Source organism: Myceligenerans halotolerans, from assembly GCF_054782975.1.
Genome location: NZ_BAAGRL010000057.1, coordinates 67,701 through 87,004 on the forward strand (window position 1 = coordinate 67,701; position 19,304 = coordinate 87,004).

Annotated in this window: 18 protein-coding genes, 1 tRNA gene and 1 other RNA gene; 10 read left to right on the forward strand and 10 right to left on the reverse strand. The window is 70.6% G+C overall.

Annotated elements, in window-relative coordinates; translation table 11 throughout:
* Nucleotides 1-5: 5 nt before the first annotated feature.
* Together ACYVK5_RS24230 and ACYVK5_RS24235 are read left to right on the forward strand one after the other, a co-directional pair.
* Complete coding sequence (locus ACYVK5_RS24230) at nt 6-3,308, forward strand: DNA polymerase III subunit gamma and tau (RefSeq protein WP_460708545.1); 3,303 nt, start codon at nt 6-8, stop codon at nt 3,306-3,308.
* Entirely contained in the window at nt 3,305-3,742 is a 438-nt protein-coding gene (locus ACYVK5_RS24235) for an NUDIX hydrolase (protein ID WP_460708546.1), read from the forward strand. The genes ACYVK5_RS24230 and ACYVK5_RS24235 overlap by 4 nt, the downstream gene beginning before the upstream one ends.
* Before the next feature lie 118 nt (nt 3,743-3,860).
* Here ACYVK5_RS24235 and ACYVK5_RS24240 read toward each other — a convergent pair whose 3' ends face one another.
* Nucleotides 3,861-4,337, reverse strand: coding sequence for a nitroreductase family deazaflavin-dependent oxidoreductase (locus ACYVK5_RS24240; RefSeq protein ID WP_460708547.1), 477 nt, complete (start codon nt 4,335-4,337; stop codon nt 3,861-3,863).
* 59 nt (nt 4,338-4,396) lie between these two features.
* Complete coding sequence (locus tag ACYVK5_RS24245; protein ID WP_460708548.1) at nt 4,397-4,972, reverse strand: NADAR family protein; 576 nt, start codon at nt 4,970-4,972, stop codon at nt 4,397-4,399.
* A gap of 242 nt (nt 4,973-5,214) precedes the next feature.
* On the opposite strand from ACYVK5_RS24245, the gene ACYVK5_RS24250 reads away from it, so the two are divergent.
* The 5 genes from ACYVK5_RS24250 to ACYVK5_RS24270 all read left to right on the forward strand — a co-directional run bounded on the left by ACYVK5_RS24250 (nt 5,215) and on the right by ACYVK5_RS24270 (nt 10,153).
* Nucleotides 5,215-6,951 carry an HNH endonuclease signature motif containing protein gene (locus ACYVK5_RS24250; RefSeq protein ID WP_460708549.1) on the forward strand — a complete coding sequence of 579 codons (1,737 nt, stop codon included), beginning with the start codon at nt 5,215-5,217 and terminating at the stop codon, nt 6,949-6,951.
* A gap of 191 nt (nt 6,952-7,142) precedes the next feature.
* Nucleotides 7,143-7,952 (forward strand): nucleotidyltransferase domain-containing protein, encoded by an 810-nt coding sequence (locus ACYVK5_RS24255; protein WP_460708550.1) that lies wholly within the window; start codon nt 7,143-7,145, stop codon nt 7,950-7,952.
* 112 nt (nt 7,953-8,064) lie between these two features.
* Nucleotides 8,065-8,517, forward strand: a complete 453-nt coding sequence (locus tag ACYVK5_RS24260; RefSeq protein WP_460708551.1) for a VOC family protein — start codon at nt 8,065-8,067, stop codon at nt 8,515-8,517.
* Nucleotides 8,514-9,368: an ABC transporter ATP-binding protein gene (locus tag ACYVK5_RS24265; RefSeq protein WP_460708552.1), complete on the forward strand. Its 855-nt coding sequence runs from the start codon at nt 8,514-8,516 to the stop codon at nt 9,366-9,368. Before ACYVK5_RS24260 ends, ACYVK5_RS24265 begins: the two co-directional genes overlap by 4 nt.
* The gene (locus tag ACYVK5_RS24270; RefSeq protein WP_460708553.1) at nt 9,365-10,153 is read left to right on the forward strand and encodes an ABC transporter permease; all 789 of its coding nucleotides are present in this window, start codon (nt 9,365-9,367) and stop codon (nt 10,151-10,153) included. The genes ACYVK5_RS24265 and ACYVK5_RS24270 overlap by 4 nt, the downstream gene beginning before the upstream one ends.
* Nucleotides 10,154-10,221: 68 nt before the next feature.
* Here the strand turns inward: ACYVK5_RS24270 and ffs are convergent.
* Nucleotides 10,222-10,318: signal recognition particle sRNA small type (gene ffs / locus ACYVK5_RS24275), an RNA gene on the reverse strand.
* 190 nt (nt 10,319-10,508) lie between these two features.
* On the opposite strand from ffs, the gene ACYVK5_RS24280 reads away from it, so the two are divergent.
* Nucleotides 10,509-10,593 (forward strand) — tRNA-Ser (locus ACYVK5_RS24280).
* A gap of 195 nt (nt 10,594-10,788) precedes the next feature.
* Nucleotides 10,789-11,031 carry an SHOCT domain-containing protein gene (locus tag ACYVK5_RS24285; protein WP_460708554.1) on the forward strand — a complete coding sequence of 81 codons (243 nt, stop codon included), beginning with the start codon at nt 10,789-10,791 and terminating at the stop codon, nt 11,029-11,031.
* Nucleotides 11,032-11,146: 115 nt separating this feature from the next.
* On the opposite strand, the gene ACYVK5_RS24290 is transcribed toward ACYVK5_RS24285, so the two are convergent.
* Nucleotides 11,147-11,611: a MarR family winged helix-turn-helix transcriptional regulator gene (locus tag ACYVK5_RS24290; RefSeq protein ID WP_460708555.1), complete on the reverse strand. Its 465-nt coding sequence runs from the start codon at nt 11,609-11,611 to the stop codon at nt 11,147-11,149.
* 49 nt (nt 11,612-11,660) lie between these two features.
* On the opposite strand from ACYVK5_RS24290, the gene ACYVK5_RS24295 reads away from it, so the two are divergent.
* Entirely contained in the window at nt 11,661-13,208 is a 1,548-nt protein-coding gene (locus ACYVK5_RS24295) for an FAD-dependent oxidoreductase (protein WP_460708556.1), read from the forward strand.
* Between the two features lie 107 nt (nt 13,209-13,315).
* On the opposite strand, the gene ACYVK5_RS24300 is transcribed toward ACYVK5_RS24295, so the two are convergent.
* The 6 genes from ACYVK5_RS24300 to ACYVK5_RS24325 form a co-directional block, all read right to left on the reverse strand.
* A complete protein-coding gene (locus ACYVK5_RS24300; RefSeq protein WP_460708557.1) occupies nt 13,316-13,990 on the reverse strand; it encodes a LytR C-terminal domain-containing protein in 675 nt (224 codons plus the stop codon).
* Between the two features lie 9 nt (nt 13,991-13,999).
* Nucleotides 14,000-14,296, reverse strand: coding sequence for a type II toxin-antitoxin system VapB family antitoxin (locus ACYVK5_RS24305; RefSeq protein ID WP_123812955.1), 297 nt, complete (start codon nt 14,294-14,296; stop codon nt 14,000-14,002).
* 219 nt (nt 14,297-14,515) lie between these two features.
* On the reverse strand, nt 14,516-16,195 hold the full coding sequence (locus ACYVK5_RS24310) for an ABC transporter permease (RefSeq protein WP_460708558.1): 1,680 nt from the start codon (nt 16,193-16,195) through the stop codon (nt 14,516-14,518).
* Entirely contained in the window at nt 16,192-17,226 is a 1,035-nt protein-coding gene (locus ACYVK5_RS24315) for an ABC transporter ATP-binding protein (RefSeq protein ID WP_460708559.1), read from the reverse strand. The genes ACYVK5_RS24310 and ACYVK5_RS24315 overlap by 4 nt, the downstream gene beginning before the upstream one ends.
* 214 nt (nt 17,227-17,440) lie before the next feature.
* On the reverse strand, nt 17,441-18,151 hold the full coding sequence (locus ACYVK5_RS24320; RefSeq protein ID WP_460708560.1) for a TetR family transcriptional regulator: 711 nt from the start codon (nt 18,149-18,151) through the stop codon (nt 17,441-17,443).
* 198 nt (nt 18,152-18,349) lie between these two features.
* Complete coding sequence (locus tag ACYVK5_RS24325; protein WP_460708562.1) at nt 18,350-19,279, reverse strand: LLM class F420-dependent oxidoreductase; 930 nt, start codon at nt 19,277-19,279, stop codon at nt 18,350-18,352.
* Nucleotides 19,280-19,304 lie beyond the last annotated feature (25 nt).

Consider the following 19,304-nt stretch of genomic DNA (forward strand, 5'->3'; position numbering starts at 1 on the left):
CTCGCGTGACCACCGCCTTGTATCGCCGCTACCGGCCCGACACGTTCGCCGACATGATCGGTCAGGAGCACGTGACGGGACCCCTCATGCAGGCGTTGCGCAGCGGCCGGGTCAACCATGCCTACCTGTTCAGCGGCCCGCGCGGGTGCGGCAAGACGACGTCGGCCCGGATCCTCGCGCGCACGCTGAACTGCCACCGCAACACGCCCGACAGTCCCCTGGACACCCCGTGCGGCGAGTGCGAGTCGTGCACGGAGCTGGCTCGCGGGGGTACGGGGTCGCTCGATGTCGTCGAGATCGACGCCGCCAGTCACAACGGCGTCGACGACGCACGGGACCTGCGCGAGCGCGCCACCTTCGCCCCGGCGCGTGACCGGTACAAGATCTTCATCCTGGACGAGGCGCACATGGTGACGCCGCAGGGCTTCAACGCCCTGCTGAAGATCGTCGAGGAGCCTCCGCCGCACATCAAGTTCGTCTTCGCGACCACGGAGCCGGACAAGGTGATCGGCACCATCCGGTCGCGCACGCACCACTACCCGTTCCGGCTCGTCCCCCCGGACGTCCTGTCGCCGTACCTGGAGAAGCTGTCCGATGCCGAGGGCATCAAGGTCGGGTCCGGCGTGCTGCCGCTGGTGACGCGGGCCGGCGGCGGTTCGGTCCGGGACTCGCTGTCCGTGATGGACCAGCTCATCGCCGGCGCGTCGGGCGGCGAGGTCGGCTACGACCTGGCGGTCGGGCTGCTCGGCTACACCCATGCCACTCTGCTGGACGACGTCGTCGACGCGCTGGCGGTGCGGGACGGCGCGTCGATCTTCCGGGTCGTCGACCAGATCATCGCGACCGGGCACGAGCCGCGGCGGTTCGTCGAGGATGTGCTCGAACGGCTGCGCGACCTGATCGTCATCGGTGTCTCCGGAGAGGCCGCGGATGCGGTGCTGCGCGATCTTCCCACCGACCAGCTCGAACGGATGCGGGCCCAGGCGGGGCGCCTCGGGGTGGCCGAGCTGTCGCGGGCTGCCGACCTCGTCAACGCGGCGCTGACCGAGATGACGGGTGCGACGTCGCCGCGACTGCACCTGGAGCTGCTGTGTGCGCGTCTGCTGCTCCCCGGAGCCGACGACGGCGCCGCCGGGCTCGCCGCACGCATCGACCGGCTGGAACGCGGGGGAATCGCGACGCAGACCACCGGCGGCTCCGGCGCCGACCCGGCACCCGTCGGAGACGTGGGCGGCGGGCTGACCGGCGCCGCGGCCGCCCGCGCGATCGTCGAGGCGAACCGTGTGAAGAAGGGGGCGCCAGGTGGATCCACGTCGCCCGGCGGTTCCGACGCGGGTTCCGCGACGGTGGACGGACCGGCGGGGGCTCCGGAACCGGCGGGGGCTGCGGCACCGGCAGGGGCTGCGGCGACCCCGGGGGCAGCGCCGACCCCGGGGGCAGCGCCGACGAGGCCGGCCACGTCCGCGGTGGAAAACGCTGGGGCGGTCGCTCCGCAATCTCAGGCGGCCGGCGAGGAAGACCAGCAGGCGCCTGCGCCTGCGCTGGTTCCGCCGGCCGGGGAGCCGGGGCGCCAGGAACTCTCTCAGCAGGCCACGCCCGCGCAGGCTCCCACTGCGGTCGGCGGCGCGATGACCACGGAAGAAGTCCGCCGGCGCTGGCCGGAAGTACTGGAGACGTTGTCCGCAGCGCGGGTCACCTGGTCGCTCGTCGGGCAGAACGCGCAGGTCGCGGCGCTCGACGGCAGGGTGCTGAAGCTGGCGTTCCGCGCGGACGGCCTTGCCCGGGCATTCGCGAACCCCCGGCACACGAGCGCCGTCGAGGAGGCCGTCTACCAGACCCTGGGTATCCAGGTGAAGGTGGAGGGCATCGTCGGTGACGGTCCCGGTCCCGCCGAGGGCGGCGGGGACTCTGGTGCTGGGCCTTCCGGAGGTGGCGGGCCCTCCGGAGGTGGCGGGCCCTCCGGAGGTGCTGGGCGTGCCGGAGGTGGCGGGCCTGCCGGAAGTGGCGGGCCTGCCGGAAGTGGCGGCCGTGGAGGGAACGCCGGGCTGGGCGGAAACACTGGCCCGGGCAGCGGTCCCGCTGGTCTCTCGGGGCAGGGCAGCGCGACCGGCCCACGGGCGGCGGACGGCCCGGGCGGCGATCATCAGGGGCTATCGGGATCGACAGCAGACGGGGCGGTGTCCGCTCCAGCGAGCGCATCCGCCGAGACTGATGGCTGGCCGGAGGTCCCCGTCCCCGGCGGCCGGCCGAGCGAGGACATGGGTACTGCGCCGGGTCCTGCCGACGGCCGAGGCGCGGCGGGCCCGCAGGGCACCGCCGGAAGCCGGGACACCGGGGACGACCGGAGCACGGCCGGTCGACGGGGAGCAGACAGCAGCCGGAGCGCAGCGGGCGGTCCGGGCAATGACGGGGATCCCGGCAACATCGGGGAACCTGCTTCGATCGGCGACGGCCGCTCTGCCAACGGCCGGAGTTCGGCCGGCAACGAAGGCGCGGACAGCGTCCGGTCCACAGCCGACGGCTGGGTCGCGGCTGATGGCGGCCGGGGTACCGAAGACAGCGGCCGGGTCACGGGCGACGCGGCGAGCGCGGGCGACGCGGCGGGCGGCTCGGCCGCGGCGGGCGGCTCACGTGAGGCCGGTGGTCGTGGCACGGTCGGCAGCCAGGACGCGAATGCGGTCGGTAGCGCGGGCACGAGCAGAGGGGTCGCCAGTGGCGCAGACACGAGCGGCGGGCCCACCAGCAGCGGAGGCAGCGGCAGCGCGGGCAGCGGCGGCGGCCGGAACACCGGATCGGCCGCGGTCGCCGTGGCGGATCGCGCCGCACCCGCTCGGTCGTCCGCGGCGGTGCCGGAACCCGGCGCGGCGCCGTCGTCGGCCGGAACCACCACCGCGGCGGACGAGGAGCCGATTCCGGAACCCCCGCCCGGCTATGACGACGACCTCGAGCCCAGCGGAGGCCGCACACCCAAGCCACCACCGGTTCCCGAGTCGGTCTACGCGACCCAGGGCAGACCGACCCAGAGCAGACCGACCCAGGGCGCACCGGCCGGCCTGACCGGCGCCGATCGCGCCCGCGAGGCGCTACGGCGCGCGCAGGCAGCGCGCAACCCCGGAGTGGCCGCCGGCGGCACGGAGCCGACGGGGGCAGGGCTCGGGGCGAAACCCGCGGGCGCGAGGGCCGCCTCGTACGAGGAGATGTCGGCCGACGACCCGGACCTCGAATCCGGCGGCGGACTCGTCGGTGTGCCGCTGGTCGTGAAGGTGCTGGGCGGCACGGTCATCGACGAGACGATCGACCAGGCATGACGGCACCGGTGACGACGCTGCGTATCGTCGCGGCGGTGGTGATCGGGGCCGACGGGCATCACCTGCTGGTCCGCAAGCGCGGCACGACGTCGTACATGCAGGTGGGCGGCAAGATCGAACCCGGTGAGGAACCGCTGCCCGCACTGCTGCGCGAGTTCGAGGAAGAGGTCGGGCTCGCGCTCGATCCCGCGCGTGCCGAGCCACTCGGGAGATTCACCGCACCGGCCGCGAACGAGCCGGATCACCACGTCGACGCACACGCCTTCGTGGTCCGTCTGGCGCCAGGAGAGAGGCCGCAGGCGCTGGCAGAACTGGACGACCTGACATGGATCGACCCGGCCGCACCGACGGCGCCTCATCCGATCGCGCCGCTCAGCCTCGACCTTCTCGCAGCATGGCACGAGCAGAACGCCGGAGCCGACGGCGGCATCTGAGCTGATCCTGACCGTGCCGGCAGTGTCCGAGCGACGCTGCCGTCAACTGCCCGCCCGCGGCGGGAGAAGGATGAGCTGCCCACCCGCGGCGGGAGGGCCCTCAGGCGTCGCCCCAGCGTCACGCCGGGCGGAAGGCGACCATCGGAAGTGCTTCGACCAGCCGACGCCGATCGTCGTCGGTGCTGCGGTACTCGAATTCGGCGAGCTTCCCGAGAACCGGCCGCGCGACCAGCATCAGGAGCCGGTTGCGGCGCTCGTACCGGGCAAAGACCGCGGCCGCCTCGTCGGCGGGCAACATCCGGTACGACGCCGGTCGCGGGGTCCGCCCGAAACTGACCTTCACACCGGTGCCCGCTTGAATGTTCAATAGCCAGTCGGAATGGTGCCCGAAGCCGGAGACGACGACGGTCTCACCCGTCTCCCGGTCGTAGTCCACGACCTCGAGGACAGTGGTGAAGGTGCGGCCGCTGCGTCGACCGACATGCGTGATCTGCACGAACCGATGACCGAGAAGACCACCCAGGCGGAGGCGATATAGCGCGTTCGGCATGGCGAACACACGCTTGAGCCAACCCGGTATCGCCTCGTTCACCATGGATCCACCGTACGGCTCTCGGCCCTGACGGGCAGCCCGGGCCGCCCCTCGGGGTGCGCCTACGCTGTCGTTTCGCGCCGGAGCCTTGCCCGCGCCCTCATCAGCGCAAAGCCGAGAAGGTTGTGCCCTCGCCAGGAGTTCGGCCGCTCGGCGTTCTCATTCCGCGCGCCCATTCCGATGCCCCAGATTCTGTCCCGCGGACTGGCCTCCATGAGCACGCGTTCCCCGGTGCTCACCAGATAGGTCCGCAGTTCAGGTGTTGACGAGAACTTGTGGACGCTTCCACGAACGACGATCTCGAAACGTGCTCGCTCCCAGACCAAGTCGTCGAACCCCTGCACCGTCCGCCCAGCGGCCTTCGCGAGAGCCGGGTTCGCGGCGTCGACGGCGGCTTGCTCGGCCTCCGCATCGTGGAACAGATGCGCTTTCTCCGCCATCATCCAGTGCTCAGCGGTCCGATAGGTCACTCCGTCGACGGCGAAGGGCGACGGCCACCACTGGCTCAGGCAGCCCCGCCCGAGCCGGCCGTCGGCCTCCGGGCTGTGGCCCCAGAAGTGCAGGTACTTGACGGTGGCTCCGGAACCAAGGTGCGCGATGAGCTCGTCGACGGATCGGGCGGCAACGGTACGGGCCATGAGCGGCAGTGTGTCAGCGCGAGGCCACGCCAGAAGCAAGGCCTGACCAGGCCAATCGATGCGGTGAGACCACTGAAGCAGACAATAACCTGTGGAAAGCTATGTTTGTACACAGATTCTCATCTCAGATAGCAGCAAGGACATGTGCTACGTATGATCGAACAGAACAGCGAAGAGGTCGATCTCATCGGACGGGGGCAGGCACAGTGCACGATGGTTCACGAATCGCGCGGCTGGTCGAGATGTCCCGCGCAGGTCTGGAGCACCAGCAGCCGGCGGCTACGGGTCGGGTGCTGGACGCGCTCGCCGGCCACGTCGCCGATCTGCCCGATGACGTCCTGGCGGACATGGTGCGCGCCGCCGCGAGCCTGGCGGGCTGGGCTGCGGGCGTGCAGGCTCGGGCAGCCGGGGAACTCGTGCAGCGTTCGGAAGGGTTCACGGGCTTCGAGGAGACGACCACGATGGTGTCCGGTGAACTGCGCGAGACACGGAGGACGGCACGGGCGGTGACGGTGCGAGCCACTGCCGGCCTCCGCCACCCGGTCGTGATCGAGCACCTCAGTTCGGGGCGCATCGACGCGCCCCGAGCGGATGCCCTCCTGCTGGCCGGACGATCCCTGACCGACCAGCAGCGGGCCAGGGCAATCGAGCAGCTCCTGCCGATCGCCCCCGACCGGTCGGCGTCCTGGCTCGCCAACGAGATGCGCAAGCTTGCCCGGGCCCTGGACCCGGACAAGGAGAGCAGGGCTGCGACGCAGTCGCGAGCAGTGTTCCATGACGTGTGCGAGGACGAGATGGGAATCCTGACCGCCTTCCTGCCGGCCGTGGACTCCGCGGCCGTGTGGGGCGTGATCGACGACCTCGCACAGCAGATGCGCCGTACCGACGACAGCCGCACGCTGGGCCAGCTCCGCGCGGACGTACTCACCTCCATCGTGACCGGCCGCCTCGTCCCCGAACACCGCGACCTGGAGAACGCCAGCCACCGGAACGACATCGACGGCCCGGACGATGCCCACAGCGGCGGCCAGCGCCTGGACGTGCGGGTGGAACACAGCAACGACGATGACCGCACCCTGGCCACGGACCGCAACCGCCCCAGCGAGCCGGACGACGAGCGCACCCAGTGGCCGATCGTGCGGCTCACCCCGACCCGCCCGGTCGTGCGCGTGACCGTGCCGCTGGACGCACTACGCACCCAGGCGGCCGAGACGCCGACGGCCGCTCCCGACGCGCCGATAGGCGCAACCCCGAGCGCCGACGCTTCCGGCACCGACGCTCCGGACACCGACGCCGTTGAGACCGACACCGACGCCGCCGGCGGAGCTGCGTGGTTGGACGGGTTCGGCCCGGTCAGCGCCACCACCGCCGCCCGGGTCGCGTTCGACCCGGACTCCACCTGGACCCGGCTGGTGACCGATCCCGTCACCGGCGTCCTGATCGACTACTCGACACGCTCCTATCAGCCTCCCAAGCCCTTGGCCGACGCGGTGCGCCTGCGCGACGCCACGTGCCGCGGGCCTGGCTGCCAGGTCGATGCCCGGTGGTGCGACCTGGACCACATCGACCCCTACGACAAGGGCCATGCCTATGCCTCAGGCGAGCGCGGACAGACACGTGCCGACAACCTCCATGCGCTCTGTCGCACCCACCACCGGCTCAAGACGAAGTACGGCTGGCAGGCACGCCGTGACCCCGCATCCGGGATCACGTACTGGACCGCGCCCACCGGCCGCCGCTACACCAAGGCCCCCACCAGCACCGACCCCGAACCCATCAGCTTCAGGCAGTTCATGAGGGCAAAAGTCGCCACACCAGCAGAACCGGAACCAGCACCAGCACCCGACCCCATCGGAGGAAACACAGCTGCCCTCGACGCCGACGGGCCCGCCGCAAGCCCCAGGAACGACAGGGACGACCAGCGCCCGCGGGGCGTCAACGGCAACCACCCGAACGCCCCCGAGCAACCGCCCTTCTGATATGCAGGCCGGTTCTGTCAAGAGGGCAGGTGGGGGCCCACCGATGGAGCAACCGGCGCCCGGAGCAACCAGCGCCTCGAGCGCCCTCACCAGCGAGCCCGCCCGTCGAGAATCCCAGCCTGCAACCCGAGTCCCACGTGCAACCCGAAAAGGCGAGTACCACGCCACCGTTCACCCCTAATGTGCCACCCGTGCGCAACATCCCCGACGCGATGGACCCCGCTGTCGTCTCCGCCATCGACGACCGCCTCGACGATGTCGAGGCGGTCCACGATGTGCGCATCCTGTGGGCGATCGAGAGTGGCAGTCGCGCCTGGGGCTTCCCCTCCCCCGACTCCGACTACGACTGCCGCTTCCTGTACGTCTCACGCGTCGAGGACTACCTCAGCCTGCGACGTCGCCGCGACGTGATCGAGACGCCGCTCGACAAGATCTTCGACGTCAACGGCTGGGACCTGCGCAAGGCCCTGGGGTTGATGGTCAAGGGCAACGCGACGGTCGGCGAGTGGTTGCGCTCGCCCATCGTGTACCGCGGCGACGCACAGCTTCGTGACACATTGCTCCACCTGGCCGACGACATCGTCGACCGTTTCGCGCTGACCAATCACCACCTGCACGTGGCTCGCAACCAGCTCGGCTCACTCGCGAAGGGCGGGTCGATCAAGAAGTTCTTCTACGTACTGCGGCCCGCCATGACGCTTCGCTGGCTGCGGGTCCACGACGAAGCCGTGCCTCCGATGGCTCTCGGGCCGCTGCTTGAGGAGTCCGACGTCTCCGACCCCGTGCGGCGGGCCGCGGAACAACTCGTCGCCGAGAAAGCCCGGACCCGCGAGACAGGGCAGGTACCCGTCCCACGCCTGCTCCAGGAACTCGTCGACGGGGAACTCCTGATCGCCGAGTCACTGCTGCCCGGGCTGGAGTCCGCGCGCGAGGGCCGGGACAAGGCCTGGGCGCGTGCCGATGCGTCGTTCCTGGATCTGCTCGACCACTGGTCCACTTGAGGCGAGCCGACGAACCTGCTCGCAGGCACCCGGCGGCGCATGGGCCGTGACCGCCGTTCGTCCCGGCCGCATGCCGTGGAATCACCTGGCCACCACCTGCAAGGATGACCGTATGAGTCGCGGGACGCTGCATCACGTCGAGCTCTGGGTACCTGACCTGGCCCGAGCCGAGCACACGTGGGGCCGGCTCCTGTCCCGCCTCGGCTACAGCGAGCATCAGCGCTGGCCGGACGGCGTGAGCTGGATCCTCGGAGACAGCTACATCGTCGTCGAGCAGAGCTCGGCCGCCTCCGGCCCGCTCCATGATCGCAGGCTCCCCGGCCTGAACCACCTGGCATTTCACGGCGGCGGCAGGAGCGAGGTCGACGCGCTCGTCGCCGAGGCGGCGTCGCACGGCTGGACGCTCATGTTCCGCGACAGACATCCGTTCGCCGGCGGCCCTGACCATTACGCGGCCTACCTCGAGAACGACGACGGCTTCGAGGTGGAGATCGTGGCCGAGGACACCACCGCCGAGAACCACCGGGAAGAGTCCCCGTCGGATTCCCCAGGCACCGCCTCATGAGTAGCGTCCTCGAACTCGACGACGTCTCGCACTCCTTCGGCGCCCGCGTCGCCCTCGACCACTTCTCGATCGCCGTCGACCCCGGCGAGGTCGTCGCGATGATCGGCTTCAACGGCGCCGGCAAGACGACGGCGATGCGCGTCCTCGCGGGCCGGCTCCGCCCTCGCAGCGGTACGCCGAGCCTCTTCGGCCGCAGCCCGGACGACCTGCTCGAACACACGGCGCACCGCTTCGGCCAGCTCATCGATGCCCCGCTCGCCCATCCGGATCTCTCCGTCACGGAGAACATCCGCTCGGCCGCCCGCCTCCACGGTCTCGACCGCGCGGCCGCGGCCCGCGCCACCACGACCGCCGTCGGGCAGCTTGCGCTGGAACCGTGGGCGGACACCCGGTCGCGCGGCCTCTCCCAGGGCAACCGGCAGCGCCTGGGTATCGCGTGCGCCACCGTTCACTCCCCCGAGGCGGTCGTGCTCGACGAACCCACGAGCGCACTGGACCCGCGGGGCGTGGTCGTCGTCCGCGACCTGATCCGCGAGTGCGCCGCACGTGGCGCGGCGATCCTGGTCTCCAGCCATCACCTGGACGAGGTCTCGCGGGTGGCGGACCGGATCGTCGTCGTGCACGACGGCCGCGTGGTCGGCGGCCTCGAGCCCGGCGGCACCGACCTGGAGCGCCGCTTCTTCGACGTGGTGCACGACGCCGACAGCCGCGCCCACGCGAGAGAAGCCGACACCTCCGTGGGCGACGGCTCCCCCGTCACGCCCGCCGTCGGAGCCGAACACCTGAGCAGAGGCCACGCCAGCCCGCGCCGATCCGGTATCACCCCCTCCGACCCGGAGCCCACCTCATGAGGAACTTCGCCGCCGCATGGGAGACCGAGTGGCTGCTGTGCAGCCGGTCCACGATCGTGCGCCTCGCCACCGTGCTCCTCCTGCTGGTGATCCCGGCCATGTCGGTCGGGGCGGTGGCGCTCGCCCGCGCCGACACCGCCACCACGATCACCACGGCGAAGTTCGCCCCCTACGCGGTCGGCCCGCTCGCCGAGACCCACGTTCTCGTCGCCGCGCAGATCCTTTCGGTCGCGCTGCTCATGGCCGGGGGATTCGCGATGTCCTGGACGTTCGGCCAGGAGATCGCCACGGGCCTCGCGGGTGCACGCACAGGAATGGCCACCTCGCGCGGCAGTGTGGCGCTCGCCAAGGTGCTCGTTCACCTCACGTGGCTGGCCGGCTGCGTGGTCGCCGTCGTCGGGCTGACGCTCGCAGCGTCGGCGCTCGTGTGCGCCGTGACGGATGAACCGTTCGACGACGGCGCCTGGAACCGCGCCGGTCTCGCGCTTACCGCCGGACTGCTGTCCGCCGGGCTCACGATCCCGTTCGGCTGGGTCGCGTCGCTCACGCGCAGCCCGCTCGGCACGATCGGTGTGCTGATCGGGGTCGTCATGGTGGCCCAGATCGCAACCGCACTCGGCGCGGGGCCGTGGTTCCCGTACGCGGCGACGTCGCTGTGGACGGAGATGGGCGGCGCGGAGGCAGCGTCCGACGTCGGGCTGCCGCAACTGCTCCTGGCCGCGGCCATCGCGCCGGCGGGAGCGGTCGCCGTCGTCCACACGTGGCGGCGGCTCGACGACGTCTGAGGGGCCGGACGAGGGTTCCGCCGCGAACCCGCCAGCCCTCAACCCGCGCGCCTGACGGCCCTGGGGACAGCAAGGACCCCTCGCGCACCCACCAGAGCTCACTTACCCTTGCTGCCTTCCGGCCCTGGGGGAGTTCGGCGAGGTGATGCCGCACGAGGGGTCTGCCCTCAGCCTAACCGAGGCCCTCCCCGAATCCCGAATCCTGCGACGGTACCCCCGCCATCCGCGGCGAACGACTACGTCACACCAGCGTCGGCCGCTTTCGATTCGGCCCCAGCCCCTCCGGTCCGGTATCCTCGTCAGGCCGTTCCCAAACACGTTCGCGTGGTCGGATCGGCCGCGCCCACGGGCGCGAGGAGGATTCGCCTAGCGGCCTATGGCGCACGCTTGGAAAGCGTGTTGGGTTCACGCCCTCGGGGGTTCGAATCCCCCATCCTCCGCAGAGTGATGACGCGGGACATCGTTGATAGATGTCTCGCGTCATCGTTGAGATCTGAGAGCCTGGCCATCGGCCGGGCTCTCGTTCGTTGTTGCGCCAGTAGGTGCGGCCAGCCATCACACCCCGACTCGTTCTCCTGCATTCTGGTAGTAGGAAGACCCGAGACCATCTGCGCGGCTCGAAGGAGGAACCGACGATGATGTGGGGATGGGACCCTCTCTGGGGGATCGTGATGATGCTGGTCATGCTGGCCTTCTGGTGCGCGGTCATCTGGTTGATCGTCGTCCTGGCCAAGGGCGGGATGCGTACCGGGAGCCAGAAGAGCTCGCATGACGCCGAGCAGATCCTGGCTTCCCGCTACGCCTCCGGGGAGATCGACGAGGACGAGTACCGCCGTCGGCTGACCGTACTGCGCCAGGTGCACCGCGACATCGACTGACCAACCACTACTTCAGTGCGACTGTGCCTCCGCTTCGCGCGAGCGGCTGCACCCCTGACCAGCGTCCACCAAGGCCCCGAACCGACCTGCCACATCCAGCTTCCTCGCGCCCTCGTCACCCCTCGGCCGCACGGCCGTTGACCCGCTCCAGCACGCGCTCGAGCACGTCAAGTTCACCAGGCTCGATCAGGTCGAAGAAGTGCCTGCGAACCGCGGCGACATGCTTCGGAACAGCGGCCGCCATGACCTGCTCCGCCTGCACGGTGAGCGCGATGACCAGGCCGCGCCCGTCGCCCGTCGCCTCCCGGCGCTCGACGAGCCCGCGCCCGGCCATGCGGGTCACGTGCTTGGACAGGCGAGCCTTGTCCCAGCCGATGGCGCCCGCCAGGTCGCGGGCGCGCATCTCGCCACCCGGTGCCTGGCCGAGCCGGGCCAGCACCTCGAAGTCACTGACGGAGAGCCCGTCACGGGCGAGGCCCCGGGCGAGCACAGCCTCCAGGTCTCGCCGCATGGTCACGAAGGCTGACCAGGTGCGTCGTTCACGTTCGTCGAGGGTCGCCTGCGGGTCCACGTTCACCATCCTAGCAACCTAGTTGCCATGGCAACCGAATTGGACTTTACTGGTTTCCATGGCAACCAAACCTTCGCACCCGTCCCCTGAGACCAGCTCTGCTCCCGCCCACCCCGACAGGACCACCACGACGTCGGTCATCGTCGTCGGCGCCGGGCCGACCGGCCTCCTGCTGGCCGGGGACCTCGCCGAGGCCGGGCTCGACGTCACGATCATCGAGAAGCGCCCGGCGGGCCTGTCGAACCTCTCCCGCGCCTTCGGCGTCCACGCCCGCACCATGGAAATGCTCGACATGCGCGGCCTCGCCGAGGAACTGCTCGCCTACGCCTCGTACAAGATGGACAAGATCGCCGCGTTCGGCAACGCCGAGCTCGACCTCTCCCAGCTGCCGACCGCCTACCCCTATCTGCTCGTCTGCTCCCAGACCAACGTGGAGCGCGTCCTGCGCGACCGGCTCGACCGGCTGGGCGTCGCCGTCCGCCACGACACCGAGGTCACCGGCCTCGAGCAGGGCGCCGACAGCGTCTCGGTCACCGCCGCCGGAGCCGACGGCGAGTCCGTCCTCCTCCAGGCCGACTACGCGGTCGGCTGCGACGGCGTCCGCTCATCCGTCCGCGACCTGATCGGCCAGCCCTTCCCCGGAGGCCCGGTCATGCGCGGCATCATGCTCGCCGACGTCGAGCTCGCCGACCCGCCTCGGAAGCCGACCGTCCACACCAACGAACACGGCTTCGCGTTCATCGCGCCCTTCGGCGACGGCTACTGGCGGCTCACCGCCTGGAGCCGCGCCGACCAGGCCGACGACGACGCCCCCCTGTCACTGGAGCAGATCTCCGCCGCCGCGCGCCAGGCGTTCGGCACCGACTACGGCATGCACTCGCCGCGCTGGATCTCACGGTTCCACTCCGACGAACGGCAGGCTCCCGAGTACCGGGTCGGCCGCGTCTTCCTCGCCGGGGACGCCGCTCACTGTCACACCCCGGCCGGCGGCCAGGGAATGAACACCGGGATGCAGGACGCGGCCAACCTCTCCTGGCGCCTCGCCGCGGTCGCCCGCGGCGCCGACCCTGACCTGCTCGACGGCTACCACACCGACCGCCACCCGGTCGGCGTCCAGGTGCTGAAGTCCAGCGGCCGCATGGCCCGCGTCGCCACCGTCCGCTCCCGGTTCGCCGTCGCCGTGCGCGGCGCCGTGGCGCCGCTCATCCTCGGTTCGGCCGCCGTCACGAAGATGGCGACCATGCAGATCTCCGGACTCGGCATCGAGTACGGCCGTCGCGCGGGCGACGCGAGAATCGTCGGCACCCGCGCTCCCGACCGCGAGTTCCCGGACGGGACGAGACTGTTCGAGCACCTCCGGGACGGCAGGTTCGCGCTCGTCGGCGGCAGTGCTCTCGCCGACGGCGGAGGTCGGCTCGACGGCGACAGTTCGCTCGCAGACGGCAGCCCGCTCGCCGGATGGAGTGACCGGGTGAGCTTCCTCCCCACGTCCGGAGACCGGGCGGTCCTCGTCCGTCCGGACGGATACGTCGCCTGGTCCGGAGCGCCGGATCACCAAGACATCCAGGAGGCACTGCAAACCTGGTGCGGCGAACCGTCGTCGTGACGACGGCTTGAGCGCCCGCGGGCGCGCGCAACCACGCCGCCGCGCGCCCGCGCACCACCCAGGCGCCCGCCCGCGCAACCAGGCCCGAGGGAGCGAGCCCGCCCGCCTCAGCTCTCTTCGGTCTCGGGCTCCTGCGCGGCCAGCCTCTCCATCGACAACGCCCGCTCCTTGGGGGTGATCTCGTCGGCCGGCACGCAGCCGTCGACGTTCTCCAGCGGTTCGTCGGCCGGCGGCACGTCCTCGATGTCGACGGGCGTGTCGTACTCCTCCCCGATGAGCAGGTCGACCTTGGTCCCACCGCGGTCGTCCATGACCATGCGGATCGACGGAAACTGCGCCGCCAGGGTGTACGCCTGCACGATGCCCTTGGCCCCGAAGCGCAACTCCGAGACGTCGAGCCTCTCCTCCTCGGGCATGGTGCCCAGTTCGAGCACGGTGAAGCCCTGGCTCACGAGCGCGGTCTCGAAGGCCTTCGCCACGCCCTGGTTGTCCGACGCGTTCAGCGAGTTCACCTCGACGTCGGCGTACGGCAGGGGCAGGGCGCCGTCGGGCTGTCCCTCGACCTCCGGCAGGCACGGCGCGGGGACCTCCTCCTGCTGGGACACGCCTACCACCGTGAACTCACGCTGGAACGGGCCGACGAGCGAGCCTGTGTACATCGCCAGGGCGAAGATCCCGGCGACCGCCAGGAAGGCGATGATCACGCCGAAGACGACGGCCTGGCGCTCGTGCTGACGACGACGCCGGGCGACACGCGCCTCGTCGTAGGAAGGGTCTGTCACGCTATGAACCTAACCGATCGTGAGGACGCGCGCGTGCAGCACGGGGCGCTGCTGCAGCGCCGCGCGCAACGCACGATGAAGCCCGTCCTCGAGGTAGAGGGTGCCCTCGTACTCGACCACATGAGCGAACAGGTCGCCGTAGAACGTGGAGTCCTCCGCGAGAAGGGTCTCCAGGTCCAGGGTCCGCTTGGTGGTCACGAGCTCATCGAGGCGGACCTGCCGGGGAGGGACGTCGACCCAGTCCCGGGTGCGGGTGCGCCCGTGGTCGGGGTAGGGACGGCCGCCCCCGACGGCCTTGAAGATCATGACTGAAATCCTAGAGTTCGACGACGGTCACCGCGGCGAATCAGCTTATCGAAACGGTCACATCACGCAAAGTCCGTGCTGTATACACATCTTCTTCCCGTGCGTCTTGTCCTCGTACCGCGCGTCTCGTCGCGCGTACACACCAGAACGGTGCCCGACGGCGGTCGCGGGCGCGCTCACGGTGGAGGCGCGCCCACGACCACCGTCGGCCACGACACGTCACACCGCCGGGATGTCCCGCCGCCGGAAGCCGAGGAACGCGAGGACGAACAGTGCGACGACGGCGACGCCGAGGCCGATCATGTGCGAAGGCTCCGGGCTGTCCACGAACGGTTCCGGCACCCAGTACAGCGGGTTGGCGTAGTTCGCCTCCTCGGGCAGATTCTCGAGGAGCGCCCCGAACATGCCGATCCCGAACGAGTAGGCCAGCAGGATCCAGGCGAGTCCGGTGTGCTGCGGGAACCATGCGTACATGGCCGCGGTGAATCCGAGGAAGCAGAGTGCCGCCGGGATGTACGGCCAGAGCACCTCGGTGTAGTCGCCGAACGAGAAAGCGTCCTCACCGACCACCGCTCCCCCGGCCCACATCGCGTAGACCGTGACGACCGCCAGTACCACGGTCCCGATGCCGGCGACCAGCAGTTGCGCGCCGTACCAGGTGGACCGCGCCAGGGGCCGCGCGAGCACGACCTCGGCGCGCCCGGCGGACTCCTCGGCCTTCGCCCGCCCGCCCATGACGATCGCGTACGCAATGACGCACCACATCCCGTACAGGAGCATGATGCCGAGGAACGCCGCGGTGAAGCCCGCGGGGTCGTCGCCGAAGACCGCACTCACCAGCGGGTTGCTCTCGGCCATGTCGCTCATCAGGTCGCCGATATCCGGGAGCATCGTGCCGCTCGCGAACCACATGAGCCCCAGGCCGAGTGCGCTCCAGAACAGCGCCCAGCGCTGCTGCCGCCACGCGAGCGAGACCGGTCCGGTGAGCGAGCCCGCCGCGTCCGCGCGCCCGGTACGCTCCGCGAGCAGTCCTCCGCCGAAGTCCCGCCGGGACGCCAGGAACGAGCCCAGCAGCAGGAGGAGCACGATGGCCGCGCCGGACAGCACGGCGGGCCACCAGGTCAGATCGACGAACGGCCGCATCTGCTGCGCCCAGGCGAAGGCGGACACCCACGACAACGGGCTCCCGTGCATCTCGATCATGTCTCCGGCGGCCCGCGCGAAGAATGCCGCGCCGAGCACGGCCATGCTCAGGCCGATTGCCCCCCGACCGGTCACGGTGAGCTGCGCGAAGACGAAGGCGACCGCGCCGAACACCATGGACGCCAGGGCCACGCCGACGGTGAGTCCGAACGAGTCGGCGACGGTCACGTACTCCCCGTCGATCGCCACGATGATCCCCGCCGAGAGCACCGCGATCAGCGCGTTCACGAGAGCCAGGGTGGTGATCGCCGCGACGGCCGGTGCGTGCCGCCCGACGACACTCGCCCGCACCAGCTCCGACCTGCTCGACTCCTCCTCGGTCCGCGTGTGCCGCACCATGTGCAGGATGCTCATCACCCCGAGGGCGATCACCCACCAGGTGATGCCCTCGTTGGCCACGGCACGTTCCGGCGTGTAGTCCTCGACGCCATATCCGGGCCCGCCCATCGCGATCCCGCTGGGCGTCTCCATGAGCAGCGCCCGGCCCGCCATCGCCTCCGCGTCGAAGGTTCCGAGCGCGGCCATGAAGTACACGTAGAACGCGACGATGCTGAACGTCCACCAGAAGATCCGCACCCGGTCCCGCCGCAGGATGAACCGGACCATCCTGCCGGTCCCGGTCAGCGTCGACCCGAACCGGGTGGCCCCGACGTCCGGCGTCGCCGCTCCGGCCGGAGGTGCCGCCACGGCGCTCATCGCGCACCCGCCTGCTTCACGGCGCGCCGCGCGGCCTTTCGCGCCGCGCGGTCGGACGGCACGCCGTCGCCGGCTGCCTCCTCGGCCGCGACCTCGTCGGCGTCGATGACGTCGCCGTAGTGCCGCATGAACAGTTCCTCCAGCGACGGCGGGGTGACCGTGATGCTGTGCACGCCCAGCGCGGTCACCGCCGTGAGGACGTCGGCGATGGCGGCGTTGTCGGCGTCGAAGGTGACGCGGGTGCCGCCGTCGTGCGCCATGACCTGGAGGTCGTTGACCGCGCCGAGCTCAGCCAGCACGGCCGGGTCCCCACCCACCACGGCGGTCACGTTCGACCGCGTGAGGTGCCGCAGCTCGTCGAGCGTGCCGTGCTCGACGGCGGTGCCGTTGCGGATGATCGTGACGGTGTCGCACACCTTCTCGACCTCGCTGAGGATGTGGCTGGACAGCAGCACGGACCGCCCCTCTGCCTTGGCCTCGTGCACGTACTCGGTGAACACGGACTCCATGAGCGGGTCCAGGCCGGCCGTGGGCTCGTCGAGGATGTAGAGCTCGGCGTCGGACAGGAAGGCCGCGACCAGGGCGACCTTCTGCCGGTTGCCCTTGGAGTAGGTGCGGGCCTTCTTGCGCGGGTCGAGCTCGAAGCGCTCCAGGAGCTCGGCCTTGCGGGCACGCAGCGCCTTCTTGTCGGCCGTACCACGCAGGCGGGTGAGGTAGTCGATGCACTCCCCGCCGGTGAGGTTCGGCCACAGGCTGACGTCGCCCGGGACGTAGGCGATGTGCTGGTGCAGGGCGACCGAGTCGTGCCAGACGTCGCGGCCGAACATGCGGGCGACGCCGGCGTCGGACCGCAGCAGGCCCAGCAGCACGCGGATGGTGGTGGACTTGCCGGCACCGTTGGGCCCCAGGAAGCCGGCGACCTCGCCGGCGGGGACGGTCAGGTCGAGGCCGTCGAGGGCCTTCACGGAGCCGAAGGACTTGTCGAGGCCCGCGATCTCGATCGCGGGCGCGACGGAGGAAGTAGTGGTCATCAGGTGCTCGCTCTCTGGTTGTCGTGACCAGTTCACGGAAGGTGGAGGGCCGCTGTGCGGCGCCGTCGAGGGGACGACGGCGATCGTGGGCGCGGCGAAGGTCGCGCGGAGACCGCGCGGCAGTGGTCGGTCCGATCGTGAATGATCGGCAGATCGAAGTGCCGATCGCTCGTGAACGGACCGATCGCATGCTCTTCGAACTGGCTCGTGCTCTTCAAGCCGGCTCGGCAGCCTGCATGCCCTCCGGCGGATCGGTGACGTACATGAGGTAGTCGTCGAGCATGCGGCGGGTCGTGAGGAATCCCTCGGTGTACAGCTCAAGAATGGGCAGGTAGCTCTGCTCCATGAACCGGTTGAGGATCGCGAGGAGATCCGAAGGGTCCGCCGGTGGGTCCAGGGTGACCTCGAGCAGCAGGGCTCCCAGGGCGGAGACCGTCATGTAGCGCGCCCGGGCCGCCTCGTCGCGGCTGGGCACGGCGAGGCCCGAGGCGACAGCGTGCTGGGTGTACTCCACGGCGTCGTCGACCATGTGGTCGATGAAGTCCCGGGCGAGGGCGCTGCCGTCCTGCATCGAACGCAGGACGTAGCCCAGGAGCACGGCGTTCTCCTCGGCGGACGCGAAAGCCTGCAGGAAGCTGCCGCCTCCGGCCGCGTGCTCGATGTTCTGGTTCTTCAGCTCGCGGATCTGGGCGAGGACGTGCTCGTCGCACACCTCACGGAGCGTGTCCTTCGAGCCGAAGTGATGCATCACGAGGCCCGGGCTGACGCCGGCCTCCTGGGCGATCGCGCGCACCGACGCGCCGAATCCGCCGGTGGCGAAGCACTGCACCGCGGCATCACGGATCCGCGCCCGCGCGGTCTGATCCACCGCGGGCGTCCGGTCGCGCCCGATGGGGCGCCGCTCGGCTGAACGCACGTTCAACATGCTACACACGCGTTCAGCCCAAGGGGAAGACCTTCTGGGGCGCTAGCGGGCCCGCGGAGGAACCGCACCGGCGGCCGGTGACCGACCGTTCGCATGGTCGGTAGATGTTTGAGTGATCGGCAGATTGACCTGCCGATCACTCAAACAGTTGCCGACCAGCCGCATAGCCGTGCACGACGGCGGTCGCAGGCCGGGCGGTCAGTCGAGCTGAGGACGCACCTCGCGGGCGACGAGATCGAGGTGGTCCAGGTCCTGCAGGTCGAGGACCTGCAGGTACACGCGGGACACGCCCGCCTTCTCCAGGTCCCGCAGGCGGTCCGCGGCCTCGGCGACCGTCCCCGCGACGCCGTGCTTGCGGAGCTCGGCGGGCTCCCGGTCGATCGCGGCGGCGCGCTTCGCGAACTCGGCCTCGTCCTTGCCCACCGCCACGACGAGCGCGGCGGACTGGACCATCGAGTCGGCACCACGACCGGCGTCGGACAGTGCCTGCTCGATGACCTTGACGCGCGGGCCGATCGTGTCGATCTCGGGGAAGGCCTGGTTGTACTCGTCGGCGAAGCGGGCGGCGAGCGCCGGGGTCCGCTTCGGTCCGCCGCCGCCGACAATGACGGGGATGCGCTGCTGCGCGGGCTTGGGGAGGGCGGGCGAGTCGGTGAGCGTGTAGTGCGTGCCCGCGTGCGAGAAGGTCTCGCCCTCGGGCGTGCTCCACAGCCCGGTCACGACGGCGAGCTGCTCCTCGAGGATGCCGAACCGCTTGTCGGGGAACGGGATCCCGTAGGCGGCGTGTTCGGCCCTGAACCAGCCGGTGCCGAGGCCGAACTCGACCCGCCCGCCCGACATCTGGTCCACCTGCGCCACCTGGATGGCGAGCACGCCGGGGTGGCGGAACGTCGCGGAGGAGACGAGCGTGCCGAGCCGGACCGTCTCGGTGTCCCGGGCGAGTCCGGCGAGGGTGGTCCAGGCGTCGGTGGGGCCGGGCAGGCCGTCGCCGTCGCCCATCGCGAGGTAGTGGTCGGAGCGGAAGAAGGCGCTGAAGCCGAGCTCCTCGGTCGCCTGGGCGACGGCGAGCTGGTCGTCGTACGACGCGCCCTGCTGAGGTTCCGTGAAGATGCGCAGATCGAGGCTCATGTCTCCAACAATGTCATCGGTCCGG